The organism is Ornithinibacillus liuyingii, from assembly GCF_055550225.1.
On record NZ_JBPWOS010000004.1, the window covers coordinates 220,961 to 238,959 of the forward strand.

General features: G+C 37.3%; 16 protein-coding genes. 9 read left to right on the plus strand and 7 right to left on the minus strand.

Annotated features, from left to right (window positions below):
- Nucleotides 1-8: 8 nt before the first annotated feature.
- Both ACSKT4_RS07200 and ACSKT4_RS07205 read left to right on the plus strand, forming a co-directional pair.
- Nucleotides 9-1,490 (plus strand): methyl-accepting chemotaxis protein, encoded by a 1,482-nt coding sequence (locus ACSKT4_RS07200; RefSeq protein WP_186868921.1) that lies wholly within the window; start codon nucleotides 9-11, stop codon nucleotides 1,488-1,490.
- An 88-nt stretch (nucleotides 1,491-1,578) separates the two neighbouring features.
- Nucleotides 1,579-2,313, plus strand: a complete 735-nt coding sequence (locus ACSKT4_RS07205; protein WP_186868920.1) for a sulfite exporter TauE/SafE family protein — start codon at nucleotides 1,579-1,581, stop codon at nucleotides 2,311-2,313.
- 32 nt (nucleotides 2,314-2,345) lie between these two features.
- Here the strand turns inward: ACSKT4_RS07205 and ACSKT4_RS07210 are convergent, their stop codons facing one another.
- The 3 genes from ACSKT4_RS07210 to pdxS all read right to left on the minus strand — a co-directional run bounded on the left by ACSKT4_RS07210 (nucleotide 2,346) and on the right by pdxS (nucleotide 5,790).
- A complete protein-coding gene (locus ACSKT4_RS07210; RefSeq protein WP_465823109.1) occupies nucleotides 2,346-3,947 on the minus strand; it encodes an amidohydrolase in 1,602 nt (533 codons plus the stop codon).
- A 324-nt stretch (nucleotides 3,948-4,271) separates the two neighbouring features.
- Complete coding sequence (gene pdxT, locus ACSKT4_RS07215; protein WP_186868918.1) at nucleotides 4,272-4,868, minus strand: pyridoxal 5'-phosphate synthase glutaminase subunit PdxT; 597 nt, start codon at nucleotides 4,866-4,868, stop codon at nucleotides 4,272-4,274.
- A gap of 34 nt (nucleotides 4,869-4,902) precedes the next feature.
- Nucleotides 4,903-5,790, minus strand: coding sequence for a pyridoxal 5'-phosphate synthase lyase subunit PdxS (gene pdxS / locus ACSKT4_RS07220; RefSeq protein WP_186868917.1), 888 nt, complete (start codon nucleotides 5,788-5,790; stop codon nucleotides 4,903-4,905).
- Nucleotides 5,791-5,911: 121 nt separating this feature from the next.
- On the opposite strand from pdxS, the gene pdxR reads away from it, so the two are divergent.
- A complete protein-coding gene (gene pdxR, locus ACSKT4_RS07225) occupies nucleotides 5,912-7,327 on the plus strand; it encodes a MocR-like pyridoxine biosynthesis transcription factor PdxR (RefSeq protein ID WP_186868916.1) in 1,416 nt (471 codons plus the stop codon).
- A gap of 125 nt (nucleotides 7,328-7,452) precedes the next feature.
- Here the strand turns inward: pdxR and ACSKT4_RS07230 are convergent, their stop codons facing one another.
- Together ACSKT4_RS07230 and ACSKT4_RS07235 are read right to left on the minus strand one after the other, a co-directional pair.
- Nucleotides 7,453-9,360 (minus strand): vWA domain-containing protein, encoded by a 1,908-nt coding sequence (locus ACSKT4_RS07230; protein ID WP_186868915.1) that lies wholly within the window; start codon nucleotides 9,358-9,360, stop codon nucleotides 7,453-7,455.
- A 15-nt stretch (nucleotides 9,361-9,375) separates the two neighbouring features.
- Nucleotides 9,376-10,248: an AAA family ATPase gene (locus tag ACSKT4_RS07235; RefSeq protein ID WP_186868914.1), complete on the minus strand. Its 873-nt coding sequence runs from the start codon at nucleotides 10,246-10,248 to the stop codon at nucleotides 9,376-9,378.
- A 95-nt stretch (nucleotides 10,249-10,343) separates the two neighbouring features.
- Between ACSKT4_RS07235 and ACSKT4_RS07240 the strand changes: the two genes are divergently transcribed.
- Both ACSKT4_RS07240 and ACSKT4_RS07245 read left to right on the plus strand, forming a co-directional pair.
- Nucleotides 10,344-10,994, plus strand: coding sequence for an N-acetylmuramoyl-L-alanine amidase (locus ACSKT4_RS07240; protein WP_186868913.1), 651 nt, complete (start codon nucleotides 10,344-10,346; stop codon nucleotides 10,992-10,994).
- 254 nt (nucleotides 10,995-11,248) lie between these two features.
- A complete protein-coding gene (locus ACSKT4_RS07245; RefSeq protein WP_186868912.1) occupies nucleotides 11,249-11,674 on the plus strand; it encodes a transposase in 426 nt (141 codons plus the stop codon).
- 348 nt (nucleotides 11,675-12,022) lie between these two features.
- Here ACSKT4_RS07245 and ACSKT4_RS07250 read toward each other — a convergent pair whose 3' ends face one another.
- Nucleotides 12,023-13,372, minus strand: coding sequence for an alpha/beta fold hydrolase (locus tag ACSKT4_RS07250; protein ID WP_465823110.1), 1,350 nt, complete (start codon nucleotides 13,370-13,372; stop codon nucleotides 12,023-12,025).
- A 140-nt stretch (nucleotides 13,373-13,512) separates the two neighbouring features.
- Between ACSKT4_RS07250 and ACSKT4_RS07255 the strand changes: the two genes are divergently transcribed.
- Together ACSKT4_RS07255 and ACSKT4_RS07260 are read left to right on the plus strand one after the other, a co-directional pair.
- Nucleotides 13,513-13,743 (plus strand): excisionase family DNA-binding protein, encoded by a 231-nt coding sequence (locus ACSKT4_RS07255; RefSeq protein ID WP_186869104.1) that lies wholly within the window; start codon nucleotides 13,513-13,515, stop codon nucleotides 13,741-13,743.
- 12 nt (nucleotides 13,744-13,755) lie between these two features.
- Complete coding sequence (locus ACSKT4_RS07260) at nucleotides 13,756-14,661, plus strand: RluA family pseudouridine synthase (RefSeq protein WP_186868910.1); 906 nt, start codon at nucleotides 13,756-13,758, stop codon at nucleotides 14,659-14,661.
- A gap of 25 nt (nucleotides 14,662-14,686) precedes the next feature.
- On the opposite strand, the gene ACSKT4_RS07265 is transcribed toward ACSKT4_RS07260, so the two are convergent.
- Complete coding sequence (locus ACSKT4_RS07265; RefSeq protein ID WP_211742083.1) at nucleotides 14,687-15,679, minus strand: DmpA family aminopeptidase; 993 nt, start codon at nucleotides 15,677-15,679, stop codon at nucleotides 14,687-14,689.
- A 194-nt stretch (nucleotides 15,680-15,873) separates the two neighbouring features.
- On the opposite strand from ACSKT4_RS07265, the gene ACSKT4_RS07270 reads away from it, so the two are divergent.
- Nucleotides 15,874-16,053, plus strand: a complete 180-nt coding sequence (locus ACSKT4_RS07270) for a hypothetical protein (RefSeq protein WP_186868908.1) — start codon at nucleotides 15,874-15,876, stop codon at nucleotides 16,051-16,053.
- A gap of 29 nt (nucleotides 16,054-16,082) precedes the next feature.
- A complete protein-coding gene (locus ACSKT4_RS07275) occupies nucleotides 16,083-17,957 on the plus strand; it encodes an ABC-F family ATP-binding cassette domain-containing protein (RefSeq protein ID WP_465823112.1) in 1,875 nt (624 codons plus the stop codon).
- The last annotated feature ends 42 nt before the right edge of the window (nucleotides 17,958-17,999 follow it).

Sequence of the window (17,999 nt, forward strand, 5' to 3'; positions counted from 1 at the left end):
GGAACAGCATGAATCATCTAGATACATATAATACAAAAAGGGTTCATAAAGTAAATTTTATATTATTATTTGCCATTACCTTTCTGTTAGTAATACCAATCGTACTGGCTAGAGGTTTGGGAGATAGTATTGGCATTATTATAGCTGGTTTAGTCGTAATTATCATCTCTACTGGTAACTATTTCTTGCCAATACCAGCCTATGTGAAAGGGTTTATTTTTGCACTAATACCAAACCTAGTTGTGATGCTGCTATTCGTTATAGATGGATTTGCATTAAATAAGCACTACCTTATATTTTTAACAATAGCTATGATTGCGTTGTATTTTAAAAAAGAATTAATATTAATATTCGGTATCGTATTAAACATACTTTTATTTGCCTTGTACTTCCTAGAGCCTACAAATCTGCTTTCGATTGATGATAATTTAAAGGGATTTATTACGGTAATCGCTTTGATAGATGGAATCTTAATTGCGCTATACCTATTAACGAAATGGGGAAGGGATTTAGTAGAAGAATCATCGAAAAAGGAATTAGAAGCGAAGGAATTACTCGATAAACTGCAGGATACTTTCCATACAATTGAAGATGGCGCGAATAAATTAGATTCAACAATAGGGCAATTTAATAAGGATATTTCAACAATAGTTGAATCCAGTGAGCTAGTATTAGATTCGGTTCAACAAATGGCTACTGCTATTCAAGATGAAGCAGAAAGTGTTAGTACGGTTAATGAATCGATGGGCTCATCATTAGAGAAAACAAATCAAACAATAACCATTTCGCAAAATATCGTAGAAAAATCAGAGCATATGAATGGGGAAGTACAGGTAGGTTGGGAAAAAGTTCAACAGGCAACCAACCATATCCGTACGGTAAATGATGCAATTGGCACAACTACGTTAACAGTAACAGATTTACAGGACAGCTTAGGTAGGGTAAATTCATTGCTTCAAGGTATCAGGGATATAGCAGAACAAACTAACCTACTAGCCTTAAATGCTGCTATTGAATCCGCACGTGCAGGAGAGTATGGAAAAGGCTTTGCCGTTGTAGCAGATGAAGTTCGTAAACTAGCAGAACAAAGTGCTAGTATTACGGTTGATATTACGGAGGTAACGGATAACCTGTTCCAAAAATCAGAGAATGCTAAAGAAAAATCTACTGAAGGAGAGCTTGCAGCTCGTGAAGGGATGAAATTATTGAATGAGGTTTCTTCCTTCTTCGATGAGCTGAAGAAATCCTTTAAAGATACGAGCACTAGTCTATCTATAGGCATGAAAGAGATTCAATCCGTAACAGGTGATTTTAAAGCTATCCAAGAGCAGCTGGAAAACGTAGCAAATATTTCCGAGGAAAATGCTTCATCCACACAAGAAATTGTTTCTACATTGGAAAGTGAGCATGATCTAATTACATCGATTAATACAGCAGTAGTTGAAATAAGTGAATTAAGTAAGGAATTAAAGCAATTAATTAACAAGTGATATAACAAAAAGTTATCAATGAAGATAGAAATATAGTATTTTTTCAAATTAACAATAAGATCTATACTGAATACAGGGGGGATTCAGAATGGATCTTATTTTTATCTTTTTGACAGGAATCATTGCTACAACTCTAGGGACAGTAGCGGGTGGGGGAGGATTGATTAGTCTTCCGATGATGTTGTTATTAGGAATGCCAATCCATTCCGCAATTGGCGCAAATAAAGTATCTAATACCGTTAGCTCTTTTTCGAGTTTTTTTCATTTGCTCAAGCATAAGAAGATTTCATTGAAAGAATGCTACTGGATTGTTCCGATTAGTATTACAGGCGGACTGAGTGGAGGATTAATTGCAACGTTACTCCATCCTGAACATCTTTATATCATTGCAATTATCCTATTATTATTAGCACTTATAACTTCTATGATTGGAAAGCGAAATTTTCAAGGTGGTAATGTTCTAAAACCAACTAAAATAAGTATTCCTGGCTTGTATGGTATCGGGATTTATGACGGTTTATTCGGCCCTGGTCAAGGGACATTAATGCTTTACCTCTTTGCCTACTTAAAGATTGATTATATTAAGGCTGTAGGCTATGTGCGTTTTGCGACGTTCTCAAGCTGTATTGGTGCAGCTGCGATGTATATTGCATCAGGGAAGATTATGTGGGGTTTAACACTTGCACTGCTTTGTGGCTCATTCATCGGAGCGCAAATTGGCGTTCGAGTAGCTGAAAAAATTAAACCAGCATATATGAAGCCGATTTTACGTATCGTGACTCTAGCTCTAATCGTTCAAGTGTTTGTGGAGAATATGATGTAAAGAAAAAGGCCAGCTCATTTTGAACTGGCTTTTTACATACCTTCGAATACAATCTTCCCATCCACCATAGTAAATATGACATTGGCGGTCTTTATTTCTTCAGGAGTTACAGCAAATAAATCTTTATCCAAAACAATTAAATCAGCTAATTTTCCAGCTTCTAATGTACCGAGTTCTTTTTCCCGAAATGAGCCATAGGCAGGTGCATAGGTATATGCCTTTAGTGCTTCAGCAAGCGTAATTTTCTCGTCTTCACTCCAAACTACTTTCTCATCATCTAGTCGTGTTACAGCGCGATAAATAGCGGTTAAAGGGTTTAAGCCTACAACAGGATAATCACTTCCGTAAACTAATGTAGCCCCATGATCCATCAGTGTTTTTTGTAGCATATAACGTTGCATACGTTCCTTCCCAATCAATTCTTCAAATACATCATATGAAGAACCATTGATATGTTCTGGTTGAATGGAAGCAAGCACACCTAATTCATGGAAACGTGATATATCCTCTTCTCTAATCATTTCTATATGCTCTATGGCGTGCCGTGAATCTCTATTTCCATTTTGTTTCTGTGCCTCTTCGAACGTATCTAATGCAAACTTTACAGCCTTATCACCAATACAGTGGAAGCGGACACGGAAGTTTTCCTTATCAGCAGCTATCGTCCATTCCTTAATGCTTTCTTCAGGATAAACGGTACTACCTATTGAATCTGGCTTGTTTGTATAGGGATCTTGTAAATAGGCAGTATAGCTAGTAATAACCCCATCTATAAATTGTTTAAATCCAGTAAACTGTACCATATTAGAATGATACGTATTACGAAGTCGTTTTGCTTCTTCTAAATCGCCATTTAACGGTGCTACAAAGTGTAAGCGAGTTGTCAGTTTGCCCTTTTGTTCAAAATCTGCATAAATAGCTGCTTCTTCTGTACTCATCTCTGGTAGTCTCAACAAGTCATGTACCGAAGTAATACCATATCGGGATGCTTCACGTAAGAATTTCTCAAGGAGCTGCTCTTTATCTTTTAGTTTCATTGGCATTGCTTTTGTAACGAGCCCAACGGCATGTTCTAGCAATAATCCAGTTGGATATCCGTTTTCATCTTTTACGACTTCACCAAAGTCTGGATTCATTGTATCCTTTGTTATACCAGCAAGCTCTAACATAGCACTATTAACCCAAGCACTATGAAACTCTGCTTGATATAGTATTACAGGTCTATCTGGAACAGCCACATCTAAGTATTTTTTATCGACTTGCTCCGCTGTATTCCAAGTATTATCATCCCAGCCGCTACCAATAATAAGTGGTGTATCTGGATGCTTATCTGCATATTCTTTTACTAGAGCTGCAACAGCTGTTGCAGAACGAGCTTCAGATAACGACACACTATCTTCTAACATGCTGCCTAACAACAGATGGATATGAAAATCATGGAAGCCAGGAATAATCAGTTTATCATCAAAATCGATAACCTTAGTTTGATTCGAAACATATTCCTCTATATGCTGTTGATCAATGACATCCACAATCCTATTATTGGAAATGAGAACAGCAGCCTGTATAGGGGATGATGTAGTGCCTGTAAAAACGGCATTACTAGAAATAATATAATCAATCGTATGCGACATAAGGTTCTCCTTTTTGAGTGTAAATTTATTTTCATATAGATGTAATCATATAGTATAGTTAGAAAAAATACTAGCCGTTTTCCTACCTAGGGGTTAAGCATTTAGGTAACGTGATTCTGTATCTCTTTATTTCTATCAGACCGAATAAATCGTGTTCCTTTAAATGTTAGAATACCGAGGTCGTCTACCCCTGAATGAAAATCCGATTCGAATGGTACCATAGTAATTTCCCCTTTATATTAATACAGCATAAACGATAAGAAGTTTCCAAACGAATCATAACACAAAAAAGACTAGTCCAAATACTTAGACTAGTCTTTTTTGCTATAATGCGACAGTATTTTTCGATTTTTTTACCATATCAATAAAGATTTCAATCATGCGTGTATCGTTCGTCAGCTCTGGATGAAACGCAGTAACTAGAATGTGATCTTGTTTAGCTGCAACAATATGGTTTTCATAGGTTGAGATAATTTCAACATGCTGAGCTGCTTTCTCAATGTATGGAGCTCGAATGAATACAGCTGAAAAAGGTAAGTCAAGCCCTTTTATCGGTAGTACTGCTTCAAAGCTTTCCTTTTGCCTACCAAAAGCATTTCGTTTTACACGCACATCCATTAGCTGTAAGTGAGCTTCAGAGGATGCTGAAAGCTCTTTTGCGACAAGGACCATGCCTGCACAAGTACCGAACAGGGGCTTACGCTGTTTACTAAATTGTTTTAATGGCTCAAAAAAACCGTATCGTTCAATTAGTTTACGCATTGTAGTACTTTCTCCTCCTGGGAGAATTAAGCCATCAATCTCTTTAAGTTGTTCAGGCTTTTTTACGATAACCCCATTACAACCTGAAGTTTCAACTTGGTTAATATGCTCGGTTACAGCCCCCTGCAAGCCAAGTACACCAATTACAAGCCTACTCATTATGACACATCCTTCCTAGCAAACATTAGTCTTTTTACCAGCCACGCTCTTGCATACGTTCTTCTTGGCTAAGTGTTGAAATATCAATTCCTTTCATCGCAGTACCAAGTTCTGTTGATAATCGACCGATTAGGTCATAATCTTTATAATAGGTAGTAGCTTGGACGATTGCACTGGCGAATTTTTGTGGATTCTCTGATTTAAAGATACCAGAACCAACGAAGACACCATCTGCGCCTAATTCCATCATAAGAGCAGCATCGGCAGGTGTTGCAACACCACCTGCAGCAAAATTAACGACAGGTAGTTTCCCAGCTTCCTTAATTTCATTTAATATGTCATAAGGTGCTCCTAGATTTTTCGCTTCTGTCATCAATTCGTCATCGCTCATATGAGTCACTTTACGAACTTGCGCTTGAACTTTACGCATATGACGGACAGCTTCTACAATATTCCCTGTCCCGGGCTCCCCCTTTGTACGAAGCATTGAGGCTCCTTCTGCAATTCTTCTTGCAGCCTCACCAAGATCACGACATCCACATACAAATGGAACAGTAAAATCACGCTTTAGTAGGTGAAACTCCTCATCAGCAGGTGTAAGTACTTCACTTTCATCAATATAATCCACACCCATAGCCTCAAGCACTCTAGCTTCAACAATATGTCCAATACGGGCTTTTGCCATTACTGGTATACTTACAGCACTCATTACTTCCTCAACGATACGAGGGTCTGCCATTCTAGCTACACCACCAGCTGCACGAATATCAGACGGTACACGCTCTAATGCCATGACTGCAACTGCGCCAGATGCCTCTGCAATCCTAGCCTGCTCTGCATTAACAACGTCCATAATAACGCCGCCCTTTTGCATTTGTGCCATTCCACGTTTTACTGTTTCTGTGCCTAGTAATTTTTCCAATCGTAACACTCCCTGTTTAATGAGTTGATTTATTTGAATTTTAATTTATTATAAAAATTAGTTGGCATTGTTGAAAGTGTCAGTTTTATATAATTTGATGATGCCAGTATGGAGGGATAGGATGAAGATGTTATCATGTGAAATGAACCGAGATAGTGTAGTTCCATTGTACGAACAGCTATATACCTATATCAAAACCGAAATAATGAATGGTCAAATTCCACATAATACAAAATTACCATCCAAACGAAAGCTGTCCGAATTTCTAAAGGTTAGTCAAAATACAGTCGAAACTGCATATGAACAATTAGTTGCAGAGGGCTATGTCGAAGGGGTCCCTCGGAAAGGATATTTTGTTTTAGCCTCGGAGGACTTAGAATATGTACAAGAGATCAATCCCATGCTTCACCAATCCGCCGAAAGCAAAGAGCAAATTCGTTATGATTTTCATCCGAGCTGGATTGATACAGAACATTTTCCATATGCCAAGTGGAGAAAGCATGCCAAAAATAGTATTGATATAGCAAATCAATCTTTATTATTAATGGGAGATAGGCAAGGGGAGTATATCCTACGAGAAGAAATTGTTCATTATCTCTATCAGGCAAGGGGTGTTCACTGTTCTCCAGAACAGATTATTCTTGGAGCGGGCATTGAGACACTACTGCAGCAGCTGATTTTATTAATGGGGCAATCCGTTGTGTACGGTGTAGAAGACCCAGGCTACCATGTCATTTCTCGTATTCTGAAAAACTATCCTAATGAAGTCATACCATTAGAAGTTGATGATCAAGGAGTAATAGTAGACTCCTTAGAAGCTTCCCCAATCAATATTATGTATGTAACACCGTCTCATCATTTCCCATATGGATCTGTTCTATCGGCAAACAGAAGGATAAAATTATTAAATTGGGCCATGGGGGGGGATGACCGTTATATCATTGAAGATGATTATGATAGTGAATTTCGTTACAGTGGAAAATCTATTCCATCCTTACAAAGCATGGATAAGAGAGAGAAGGTTATTTATTTAGGTACATTTTCCAAGTCATTAATACCATCTATACGAATTAGTTACATGGTATTACCGAAGCCGCTCTTAAGTCGATATCAGAAGGAATTGTCCTTTTTTCAATGTACCGTATCAAGAATTGATCAACATATCCTCGCTCATTTTATGAAAGAAGGGGATTTTGAAAGACATCTGAATCGCATGCGTAAGGTCTACCGGAGAAAGATGGAAAAAACATTGCACCTGTTAAGGCCATATTCTGATGTGGTCGAGATAATTAGTGATTTATCTGGCTTTCATGTTGTATTAGAGGTAAGGAATGGCTGGAAGGAGGATAAACTATTCCAGCGTGCAAAAGACGCGCATCTTAAGATATATCCGTTATCAAACTATACCATCGAAAAGCAATCCAGCTCATTTCCGAGAATTATTTTAGGTTTCGCTGGGATACCTGAATCAGAGCTAGAAACAGCTATTACAAGTTTACTAACCTGCTGGGGCAGGGAGCTAGAATCGTCTTCTTAATAGCATCATCAGTCAGGGTAAGATTTATATTTTTCAGCTACTTCTGGTCTAGGTCTACCATAGTGCCAGTGGGCTGTGAGACTCCTCAAGAAGGGGTCTCACTTAGCCTACAGGAACTTATCAGCTTAAATGGTCTTAAGTAGTAATTTTTTTAATAGCGGTGCAAAATGTTCAGGTAGATCCGCTACACTAGGAATCATCACTCGTTCTCTTCCATAAATATTTTGCAGAGTATGGTCTTCGCGTTCTTCAATTTCACCATTCGCTAAAAACATACCAATTATTTCAATCCCTTTTTTACGAGCTTCTGAAACAGCTAGATTCGTGTCCACTATCCCGTTCTGGTCATAGTTGGCAGCAGCAGGTTCCCCATCAGAAAAAACGAGTAAGAATTTATTCTTTTCTCTTCTAGCCTCAAGCTCTTTTGAAATTACTCGTATACTAAATCCGTCACGATTGTCTTCTTCAGGTTCTAACTGCATGATTTTCGGCCCGTTCTGTTCATAAAAAGAATCAGTAAAGGTATGAATACGGTGAAAATAATTAGGTTGATAGCCTTCTTTAACTTCATTTGCATCTTCCCAAAACCCGATGATAGAATGAGGAATCTTCAAATGCTTTAATACCTCATGGAAGAGGACTATTCCGCGCTTTGTTTCTTCCATTTTATTATGCATGGATGCTGAACAATCAACGAGAAGGGTGAATACAGCATCAAACTCATTCGTATCTTCATTCTTCTTATAAAAGACTCTTGGATTATCATCCGTAATAATTGGTAAAAGCTTCTTCGATAATCTACCGAAAACGAGATCACGTCGTGGTTCATTCTTTTTATGCTCAATCGTTTTCTCAATTGTTTTGGCTAATTTGCGTTTGTATGGTTCAATATCCTTTACAAATTGTTGATAGTCTTCTATTTCTTCTTGTGTTGGGGTACTAGCTTCTTTATCTATTTTTATAGCATCCTTGTTTTCCTCACCAAACTCATCCGTCTTTCCGCTTTGCTTAGAAGATTCATCCTTTTCCAGTGCTTCCATTTCGGAGTAATCGTTCTCTTTGCTTTGGCTAGATGCCCCCTGAATAGATGCTATCGCCTGGTCTCCCTCTTCTGTTTCTCGAGCTCCACCGCCTAGAATACTTGTATTTGTCCCTTGTTCTAACTCGAACTGTAAGAAATTTTGCTTACGGTTTTCATTTTTATTTTCCCGATGCCAGGTGGAAAACTCCTGGTCAAAGTATTCACTTTCCTCTTGATCCAACTCTTCAAAATCATCGTTATTTAATGAATCTGTTCTTGTCAGTTCGTCAAATAGAGTATTTTTCTCATACCGTTCCACATGACTAACTGGAAAAACAAAGTATTCATTCAGTGTGTCTTTATAATCAGTTAAACGATATACAATTTGTTCAGTTATTCTCGTCGTATCAGCTGTACTTCTAGCTTCAAATAATTGGAATAGGTATGGTTTTAATTCTTCCAACTTCTGCAACTGTCCAGCTGTTGCTTTAGGGAAGGAAGGATTTGGACGGTCTGATACAAGTTGCAAATAGATTAAACAAAAAAGCTCATCCAAGGGAAAGCTTCTCGTCGCATTCACAATTAACTGACTAGAAAAGTAGTGCTGATATGCATCTCTACGAATGGCAAAGGCTTTTGTTGTTCCAGGTCGATCATGTTTAATAATCTCCTCCAGTCGTAAGTCCTCTAGTAAAGCAAACAATTGATAGGAGAATTTAGGTAAGGGTGAATCCGTTATATGATCGAGAAAGGCATTCATTTCAGGAATGGTCGAGTGTCTTAATGTTCCTATAGCCCGTAAATAGACATCCGTTTTTAAGCCAGCTTCTTTGATTTCATAACTAGTATTATCCCAAAAGCGACTTGCAGTGAGCTTAAAATCGATAAGATCTACAATAGAACCGAAGTTGTATTCGAACTTAATCGTAGCATCACCTGATAAGACGTTAGCAAGATCTTGAAGCTGTAAGAATAGAGTGGTATCGACTCTTGCATCATTAAAGACATGCATCTTGCATTCTCCTATCTAAAAATAAGTTTCTGCTAAATTCTTCACAAACTCTTTTTCTCTTTCCTCATCTAACTTATCCACGATGGAGCGGAGGACGGCTCTTTTTGGTGGAATCAAGACACTTAAATCACACGCGTCTAATAATGCGCGAATGGATGCGGCATCCTCAGACAGCTTTCCTTGCACAACTGCTTGAATTAAATCGGAGGACAATTTAACAAAGCGTTCAATCAGTTTTTCATCGGTTAACTGAGTATTTGTCTTAATTAGTTGCTCTAATTGCTCCCCTTCAATATATGGAATTTCTAACACAATAAAGCGATTTTTTAATGCTTCATTTAGGGGGACAGTACCAATGTACCCTTCGTTAATGGCAGCAATTACACCAAATCCGTCTTTTGCTGTAATCACATCATTTGTAAACGGATTTGTAATCGTTCTTCGGTAATCAAGCACACCATTAATAAGAGGTAATGTCTCTGGTTTAGCCATATTTACTTCATCAATATATAGAAATGTTCCATTTGTCATAGCATTGATAACTGGTCCAGGAACAAATTCGATTACTTGTTTTTCTCCTTGATAAGATAATGTTTTAAATCCGAGTAAGCTTTCTGCATCTAAATCAACTGAACAGTTCACACTAAACATAGGTTGATTAAAAAGATTAGAGAGGGTTTCTGCAAATTTAGTCTTTCCTGCTCCTGTAGGACCTTTTAATAATACGTTTTTGCCCATGCTAAGGGCAGTAATTGCATCAATTAACAGGTCATTATTAGGTGGCATATACCCACCTTGTCTAATAAGATCTTGAAATTTATCAGAATGGCTTCTTTTTTCCTTTATTAATGTTGTTATTTCGTTGGGTAATGAGTAGTTTATTGTCATGTTGGTATCTCCTTTCCTTGAACATTGTAAGCTTTTTTAACTTGAATCACAAAAGGAATGTTTGATAGCAAGAATTAAAGTAGAGGAGATGTGAAATGAGACATCTTAGAATGATTATCGTTTTCCTGATACTAGTATGGTCCTCTCCCTATAAATTATCTGCATTAGAGTTAGAAGAATCGACCCTTCGGCTAGAAATAAAGGAACTCTATTTACCATATGCCTATTCTATGCCTAGAGAGCAAGAGGTTACACATATCGTTATCCATTCTTTAAGTAATGTTGTAGCTAATCCGGAAAATCCTTACCAATTAGTTGATCTTTATCTGTTATTAATGGAATATGGCGTGTCTACACACTATTTGATTAATCGAGATGGTGAAATATATCAACTAGTTTCGGAGAATCGGGTGGCCTTCCATGCTGGTAGAAGTAGCTTTCCGTACCTTCCATTCTTTCCTCATAGCTTGAATGAATACAGTATTGGAATTGAATTAATGGGGATTGGTACTCGGGAAGAAATGCTTCCCTTTGTATCAGAAGAAATCTATGATTCCTTACATGATGATTTTATAGGCTATACAGAAGTACAGTATAGAGCTCTATCCCGATTGCTAAATGATATCCACAAGCGTTATCCAACTATTCCCCGGAGTCGAAATCATGTGATTGGTCATGAGGATTATGCACCGGGAAGAAAGGTTGATCCAGGTAAATTATTTGATTGGGAAAAAATTAACTACTAAATTTCCATTATCTTGAAACAATTCTTAAAGGATAAACGTATAAATAGGTAACTCAACGAAGGGGAGGAGATATAAATTACAGAAAAAGAAACATTGCTAGAAGAATGGCCAGGAGCTATTGGAGCTAGAAGAGGTTCTGCTTCATGAAGATTTTGTAATGATTGTGTAATGATGCATATTGTAAAATAATTTACGTCATGATCAATAAGTAAAACACTAGGGGGAGTAGTGTTTGTAGTAAGGGGTGATGGGTTTTGACTAAGAAAAGACAACTATATAGCAGATATACAAAAGAGATAAAACTAGAAGCTATTAGACGAGTTCTAGAAGAAGATCAACCTGTCCAAGAGGTAATTGCTGATTTAGGTATAAGGCATCGGGATAATGTTTATGAATGGATCAAAAAATATAAAAAGAGTGGTCCTGAAGCCTTCGATAGACCTATCAGAAAAACAACAAAGCCATTGGAGAAGAATAAGGTTGAAGAGCAGTTACAGCATTTGAAATTGGAAGTAGAAGCTTTAAAAACATACATAGAGACTTTACTTCACTGTGAAGAAGAAAAATATAAAGCAATCCAAGTCTTAGAAAAGCAGTATCCTATCGAAGTCCTATGTAATGCATTAGATGTATCGGAAGTAAGCTTTCATAAATATAGAGAGCGTCAAGGAATAAATTAATGTTAACAAAGAATTAATACCAGATCCTGCTATCATAAAGATAATAGTAATAGCGGGATAAAACACTATATTCACTCATGTAGACTGTAGCGGAAGGAGGGGCACGATGGAAAACACCGTGATCCCTCTAATTTGATAGACTGTAGCAGCGTACTTCTTCGGGGAAAAGTTGGATAAAAGGTTGAACAAATACAACCTACCTCCCCAGCTTGTGCTGTGAAAAAATACAAAGGATACACTCCAATCGGATGTCGACTATATGTTGGAAGAAATCGTAAGTAAAAAAAATCTTGGGCATGAGCATAGCCTATTATTAGTTGGATAAGACCCTTTTGTACGCCTTAGTTCCTAATTAAGTGATCTTACTATTTTATCTAATTGCTGATCAATTTCATCTTGAATAGCAAATAACCATTCGTCATAAAAATCAATGAACATTCTTTCTTTATATTGGCTCATCAGTTCGATAAAAATCGACTTTTTCCTTTCAAGGTCCTTTTCTAGAACGCATCCGTAAAGTAATTGCATGTAATTTAATAAGTCGAAAGATATATCGCCTACCAAGCTAATATTTTCGCGACCGATACTGAGGTGACAATCAAGTCCGTGATTTTGTAAGATACTTTTAAGATGATTTAATGCTACACGTAGATTGTTTTTTGCACTAACTAGATCAATTTCTCCCCAAAACTCATTAATTAATGCTTCCCTAGAAGTAGAATTATGATAGGCTAAATAAGCTAGTAAATTTTTAGCTTTTCGCTGATTCCACTTATCGGTAATTTCTCTTCCTTGGTATTTCACTGAAAATCCATTGATTATGTTTATCTCTAGAGTATTGAAATTTTTGGAAATTAAGTAGTCGATATTTTTGATAAATTCTTGCTCGATTATATTAGTAAACGAATTGGATAAACCGTTTTTAATAAAATTCGATACGAGTGTAGTGAATGTATATGGATTGTCCAGTGGAACAAGGTTAGATGCATTTGGAACAACATAGCTTGCTGATTTATGCAGGTATGTTTGATATAAGTTAGTTTGCTGAATGGGAAAGAGTGGATCCTTCTCTCCTTGAATTAATAAAACCTCTCGATCAATATCCTTTAATTCCTCTAACGAAACCGTTTTGGTTAGCATTTCAAAGAAATTAAAATAGGTTCGTTGATCAACTTTATTATAGGCTTTCATTAATAAATACTCTTTCTCTGGTGTGAGATTGTGACAGATTTGGTGGATTAAGTTTTTGGCTAGTTCAGATATTTTTCCATCTGTAACCATTTGCTTTCTTTTTTGAAGCTGCTTTGCTGTCACTTCTTTTGGAAAATACATATAAACAGATGCCAGAATAAGCTTATCTACCTTCTCAGGGTATTGTTCTAAATATTTTATTGCTAGATTCCCACCGATTCCAAATCCTACTGCGTGAAACTTAGGAATATTGAGTGCAGTAATAAGTGTATGTAAATCTTCTATGAGTGTATCCCAAGTAATCACGGATGTATCTGCTTTTGTTTTACCGTGCCCTCTCATGTCAAATGTGATAATGTTAAAATGATCTTGGAGATATGGTATAATTGGTTCCCACATCGTTAAATCTAGTCCCAACCCATGCAACAACAGGATATATTCGGATTGCTCACTACGTGTATTATATAATTGATAATGAATCTGAATATGATCTATTTCCAATTGCATATATATGTGATTCCCCTATAAATAATAAGATATGTGGTAATTATATTATACATAGGAAAATTTTACTATTGAATAACTTAGTAAAGTTAGGATTGGTTAGTCGCTTTTAGTGATAAATACAAGATAGGATGGTGTTTACGTTGTATGTTACCATACCAGAGCTAGCAGAATATTTATCCATGCATGAGGCGAAGGTGAAGTCTTTAGTTCTACAAGGAAAAATTCGTGCCATACATGATGGAGAACAGTTCCTAGTAAACAAAACGCAGTTCACCACCCATTTAGAACAAGTGGAAAAATATAGACTGATGATTCAAGAATACTTGAATACCCCTATCCCGGAAGATATTGATGTAAAAGATGAAGACTAGGAGAATGGTTGAATGTCACAGAATAGAAGAAATGCGAAGCCCACAAGAAGTGGTACACTTAATTTTAAGGTAAATGAACCAAGTGAATTATTGGCCTTTTTGTTACAGAAGATGGAAGGTAGGAGTAGAAACTCTGTAAAATCTATTCTAACACGGGGACAAGTAAAGGTAGATGACCATATCGAAACAAAGCATAACTATCCTCTTCAACCCGGGCAAGTTGTTAGTGTACTAAAAAATAAAGTAGCGGTGAAGGAAAGTACATTAATTGGAATGAAAATACTATTTGAGGATAATTCGATTATTGTCATTGAGAAGGATGCAGGATTATTGTCCATCGCTACGGAAACAGAAAAGAAGAACACGGCGTTACACCAGCTAATGGATTATGTAAAACGTCGTGATCCAAGAAATCGTGTATTTGTTGTACATCGTCTAGATAAGGAAACTTCTGGTGTTATGATGTTTGCCAAAAGTGAGAAAGTAAAACGAAAGCTTCAGGATAATTGGAAGGAGCTAGTTCAAGAGCGTACTTATGTAGCGCTGGTAGAAGGAGAATTAAAGAAGCCAGAAGGAACCGTAAAATCCTGGTTGAAGGAAAGTAAAACTCACAAAATGTACTCTGTTCAAGATAAGGATGGACAATTTGCAATCACACATTTTCGAAAAATCCAATCGAATAAACAATTTAGCTTAGTAGAAGTGAACCTAGAAACAGGTAGAAAAAATCAAATACGTGTTCATTTAAGCGATATTGGATATCCCATTGTTGGAGACAAGAAATATGGAGCAAAAACGAATGAAATTGGTCGATTAGGTCTCCACGCCAAAATACTTTCCTTTCATCATCCAGTAACTGGACAGCTCATGTTATTTAAGTCAGATATGCCGAAGTCGTTTTTAACAAAATCGAGGTAACCCTAAAACGCCCAAAGGCACCACATTACGTTAGTGGTGCCTTTTCAATTACTCTTCCATTTTGGCCTTCCGTTGTTTCTGCATGTTTTAACGAATTAATAATGGCTTCTTCGGTTGCTTCAGCTACAGCTTGAAATAATTGGTTCATTGCTTGGTCATCGTCACGTAAGTATGTGATAGACTCTAAGTGACCATTGACATTATGAACAGAGGGATTCGCTGTTGTAAAGGCTATTGCGATATCTCCGCTACCATTATCCATATGGCTGCCAACACGGCCAAGTCCTGCAGCAGTACGCTTTGCGAGTCGCTTTAATTGCCTGTCGTATAAAGGTGCATCTGTCGCAATAATCATCATAATAGATCCATCTGTTGAGTTAGGGTTTTTCTTCTTTGGGAAGTTTGCAAATAATGCATCTTGACTATCACCGAAGTTACTAAGAACGAGACAACCGACCGTGTATTTTTCATTGGACGCTGTAACGACTCGGGAAGCTGTGCCAATACCACCTTTATACCCAAAACAAATCATGCCTTTTCCAGCGCCTACAGCACCTTGTTGAACAGCACTACTACTTGCATTTTCAATTGCTTCGATAGCATGATTCGGTCGGACAGCTTGAAGTCGCATCGAATTTAAGAAGCCGTCATTACATTCCCCAACGACCACATTTAATGTTCCGGCAGAGGTACCTATTTCTTTATTCTGTTGGAGCATATATGTAACGGTACCCTCCATGACAGGACCAATACTTAAAGTATTGGTAAGCATAATAGGTGATTCAATAAAGCCTAGCTCCTCCACTTGGACAAGCCCACTTGTTTTTCCGTAACCATTAATGACATGGCAGCCAGCCCGTACCTTTTCATAGAAGAGATTGCCTGAATGTGGTAGGATAGCGGTGACTCCGGTACAGATGGTTTGTTCTTTATTCACTTTTTCATATAATGTCTTATGTCCTACTTGTACACCCTCTACATCTGTTATACAGTTCTTTTTCCCCTTTTGTAGTACCACTGAATTTCCCCCCATTATAAACATGTTACCTATATTATGTACGAAATAAGCCGGATAATCACGTGGATTCTTCACAGCTTGTTCAAATGAGGTAATGAGATATTGTTCTGGAACTCGAACTTCACCGAACAAATGGTAAAATATCCTGTAGTAATGTAAACTTATACATAGGATTGTAACAGGGGGAATTGAATATGAAACCATTAATTTACCAAATCTTGATCATCGCCTTCATTTGGGTTGGAATGGTATTTTTTGTTCAGGATATGGACCAAATGAGTAAAATGATTTTCTATTTAGTAACATCCTGGCTTCTATTACTAGTTGTACTGTTAGTTAAGGAGATAATTCGTAATAGAAAAAAATCAAATTAATCTTTGAGAGGCAAGAAAGGGCTCATGCTATGCTAACGATTGAAAATATACATAAATCTTATGGTGATAAGGTTTTATTTGAAAATATATCTTATACGATTACAGAACATGATCGTATTGGATTAATTGGTGTAAACGGTACAGGAAAATCTAGTTTTCTAAAAGTAATTGCAGGTCTTGATTCACCAGATGCCGGATCAATTCAATATCCTAAGGATTACCGGATTGAGTACTTACCACAAGAGGCAGAATTAGATCCGAATCTATCCGTTATCGAACAAATTTACTATGGTGAAGCGTCCATTATGAAGGTAATGCGTGAGTACGAGAAGGCGCTACAGAAGTTAGAACTGGATCCAGAGAATACGAAAGTCCAGGAAGCACTAATGAGAGTCCAACAAAGGATGGATGAGTTAGAGGCTTGGGAAGCTAATACAACAGCGAAAACTATTTTAACGAAGCTTGGTATTACCGATTTTAATAAAAAGGTTACCGAATTATCCGGAGGGCAACGTAAGCGGATTGCGATAGCCAAAGCATTAATTCAGCCAGCTGACTTATTGATTCTGGACGAGCCAACCAACCATCTCGATAATGAAACTGTAGAGTGGTTAGAGAAATACTTACAGAGCTTTAAGGGAGCGCTTTTACTCGTTACCCATGATCGATACTTCTTAAATCGGGTAACCAATAAAATAATTGAGCTGGATAAGGGAAATTTGTATCCTTATGAAGGAAACTATGAGATTTTCTTAGAGAAAAAGGCAGAGAGAGAAGAATTAGAGCGAAGCAATCAACAAAAGCATGCTAATATTCTAAAGCGTGAATTAGCTTGGTTAAAAGCAGGGGTTAAAGCACGCACAACAAAGCAAAAAGCTAGAATCGATCGCGTTCATGAAATGAAGGAAAAGACCTTTCATACAGATCAAAACAATGTCGAGTTCCAGGTTGGTTCTACTCGATTAGGTAAAAAGGTAATCGAGTTAGTGGATATAGCTAAAACAACCGAAGGAAAACAGCTAATACAGCATTTTAGCCAGCTTATTATTCCCGGTGACCGTATCGGTATTATCGGACCAAACGGTTCAGGAAAGACAACTCTTTTAAATGTAATGGCCAAGCGATTGTTACCAGATCATGGGGAAGTAATTATTGGTGATACAGTGAAAATTGGCTATTATACCCAAGGGGAAGAAGAACTAGATGGTGAGATGCGTGTAGTTGATTTTATAAAGGAAACGGCTGAAGTCATCCATACAAAAGAAGGAGATGTCATAACGGCAGAACAGATGCTAGAACGCTTTCTATTCCCACGGTCTGAGCAATATAATTATATTCGCAAGCTATCCGGTGGAGAGAAGAGGCGCCTATATCTATTGAAGGTACTTATGACAGAGCCAAATGTTCTTTTTCTAGATGAGCCGACAAACGACTTAGACATTCAAACATTAGGTGTTTTGGAAGAATATTTAGACCATTTTCCTGGCGTTGTGATAACGGTATCCCATGATCGGTATTTTCTCGATCGCGTCGTTGAAAAATTACTAATCTTTGAAGGAAAAGGTAAAATAAGCCCGTTCTATGGTAACTATAGTGAGTACTTGGAGAAGCATCAGGTAACCGCAAAAAGGGAAGTAAGAGAAACAAAAGCAGAACAGAAGCCAAAGCAAAAAAAGAAGCTTTCGTATATGGAACAAAAAGAATGGAACGAAATCGAGGATCAAATCGCAGCACTCGAAGAAAAGATTACCGAGCTGGAAGCAGGCATTTTAGAAGCTGGAAGTGACTCGGAGAAGGTCCAGAAACTATTTGCCGAACAGCAAAGGGTTGAAGAAGAATTGAACAAGAAGATGGAACGCTGGGAAGAGCTATCCATTTTAGTAGAAGAATATAAAAATAAGTAAGAAAAGCTTCACAAGATAGAGTTTATATTCTATCCTATTTCC

Excerpts from the sequence above, each read along its gene's own strand:
- ACSKT4_RS07270 (WP_186868908.1), top strand. The coding sequence starts at position 15,874 with ATGAAACCATTAATTTACCAAATCTTGATCATCGCCTTCATTTGGGTT.
- ACSKT4_RS07275 (WP_465823112.1), top strand. The coding sequence starts at position 16,083 with ATGCTAACGATTGAAAATATACATAAATCTTATGGTGATAAGGTTTTA.
- ACSKT4_RS07250 (WP_465823110.1), bottom strand. The coding sequence starts at position 13,372 with ATGCAATTGGAAATAGATCATATTCAGATTCATTATCAATTATATAAT.
- ACSKT4_RS07235 (WP_186868914.1), bottom strand. The coding sequence starts at position 10,248 with ATGACAATAAACTACTCATTACCCAACGAAATAACAACATTAATAAAG.
- ACSKT4_RS07260 (WP_186868910.1), top strand. The coding sequence starts at position 13,756 with ATGTCACAGAATAGAAGAAATGCGAAGCCCACAAGAAGTGGTACACTT.
- ACSKT4_RS07240 (WP_186868913.1), top strand. The coding sequence starts at position 10,344 with ATGAGACATCTTAGAATGATTATCGTTTTCCTGATACTAGTATGGTCC.
- pdxR (WP_186868916.1), top strand. The coding sequence starts at position 5,912 with ATGAAGATGTTATCATGTGAAATGAACCGAGATAGTGTAGTTCCATTG.
- ACSKT4_RS07200 (WP_186868921.1), top strand. The coding sequence starts at position 9 with ATGAATCATCTAGATACATATAATACAAAAAGGGTTCATAAAGTAAAT.
- ACSKT4_RS07230 (WP_186868915.1), bottom strand. The coding sequence starts at position 9,360 with ATGCATGTCTTTAATGATGCAAGAGTCGATACCACTCTATTCTTACAG.
- pdxT (WP_186868918.1), bottom strand. The coding sequence starts at position 4,868 with ATGAGTAGGCTTGTAATTGGTGTACTTGGCTTGCAGGGGGCTGTAACC.
- ACSKT4_RS07210 (WP_465823109.1), bottom strand. The coding sequence starts at position 3,947 with ATGTCGCATACGATTGATTATATTATTTCTAGTAATGCCGTTTTTACA.
- ACSKT4_RS07205 (WP_186868920.1), top strand. The coding sequence starts at position 1,579 with ATGGATCTTATTTTTATCTTTTTGACAGGAATCATTGCTACAACTCTA.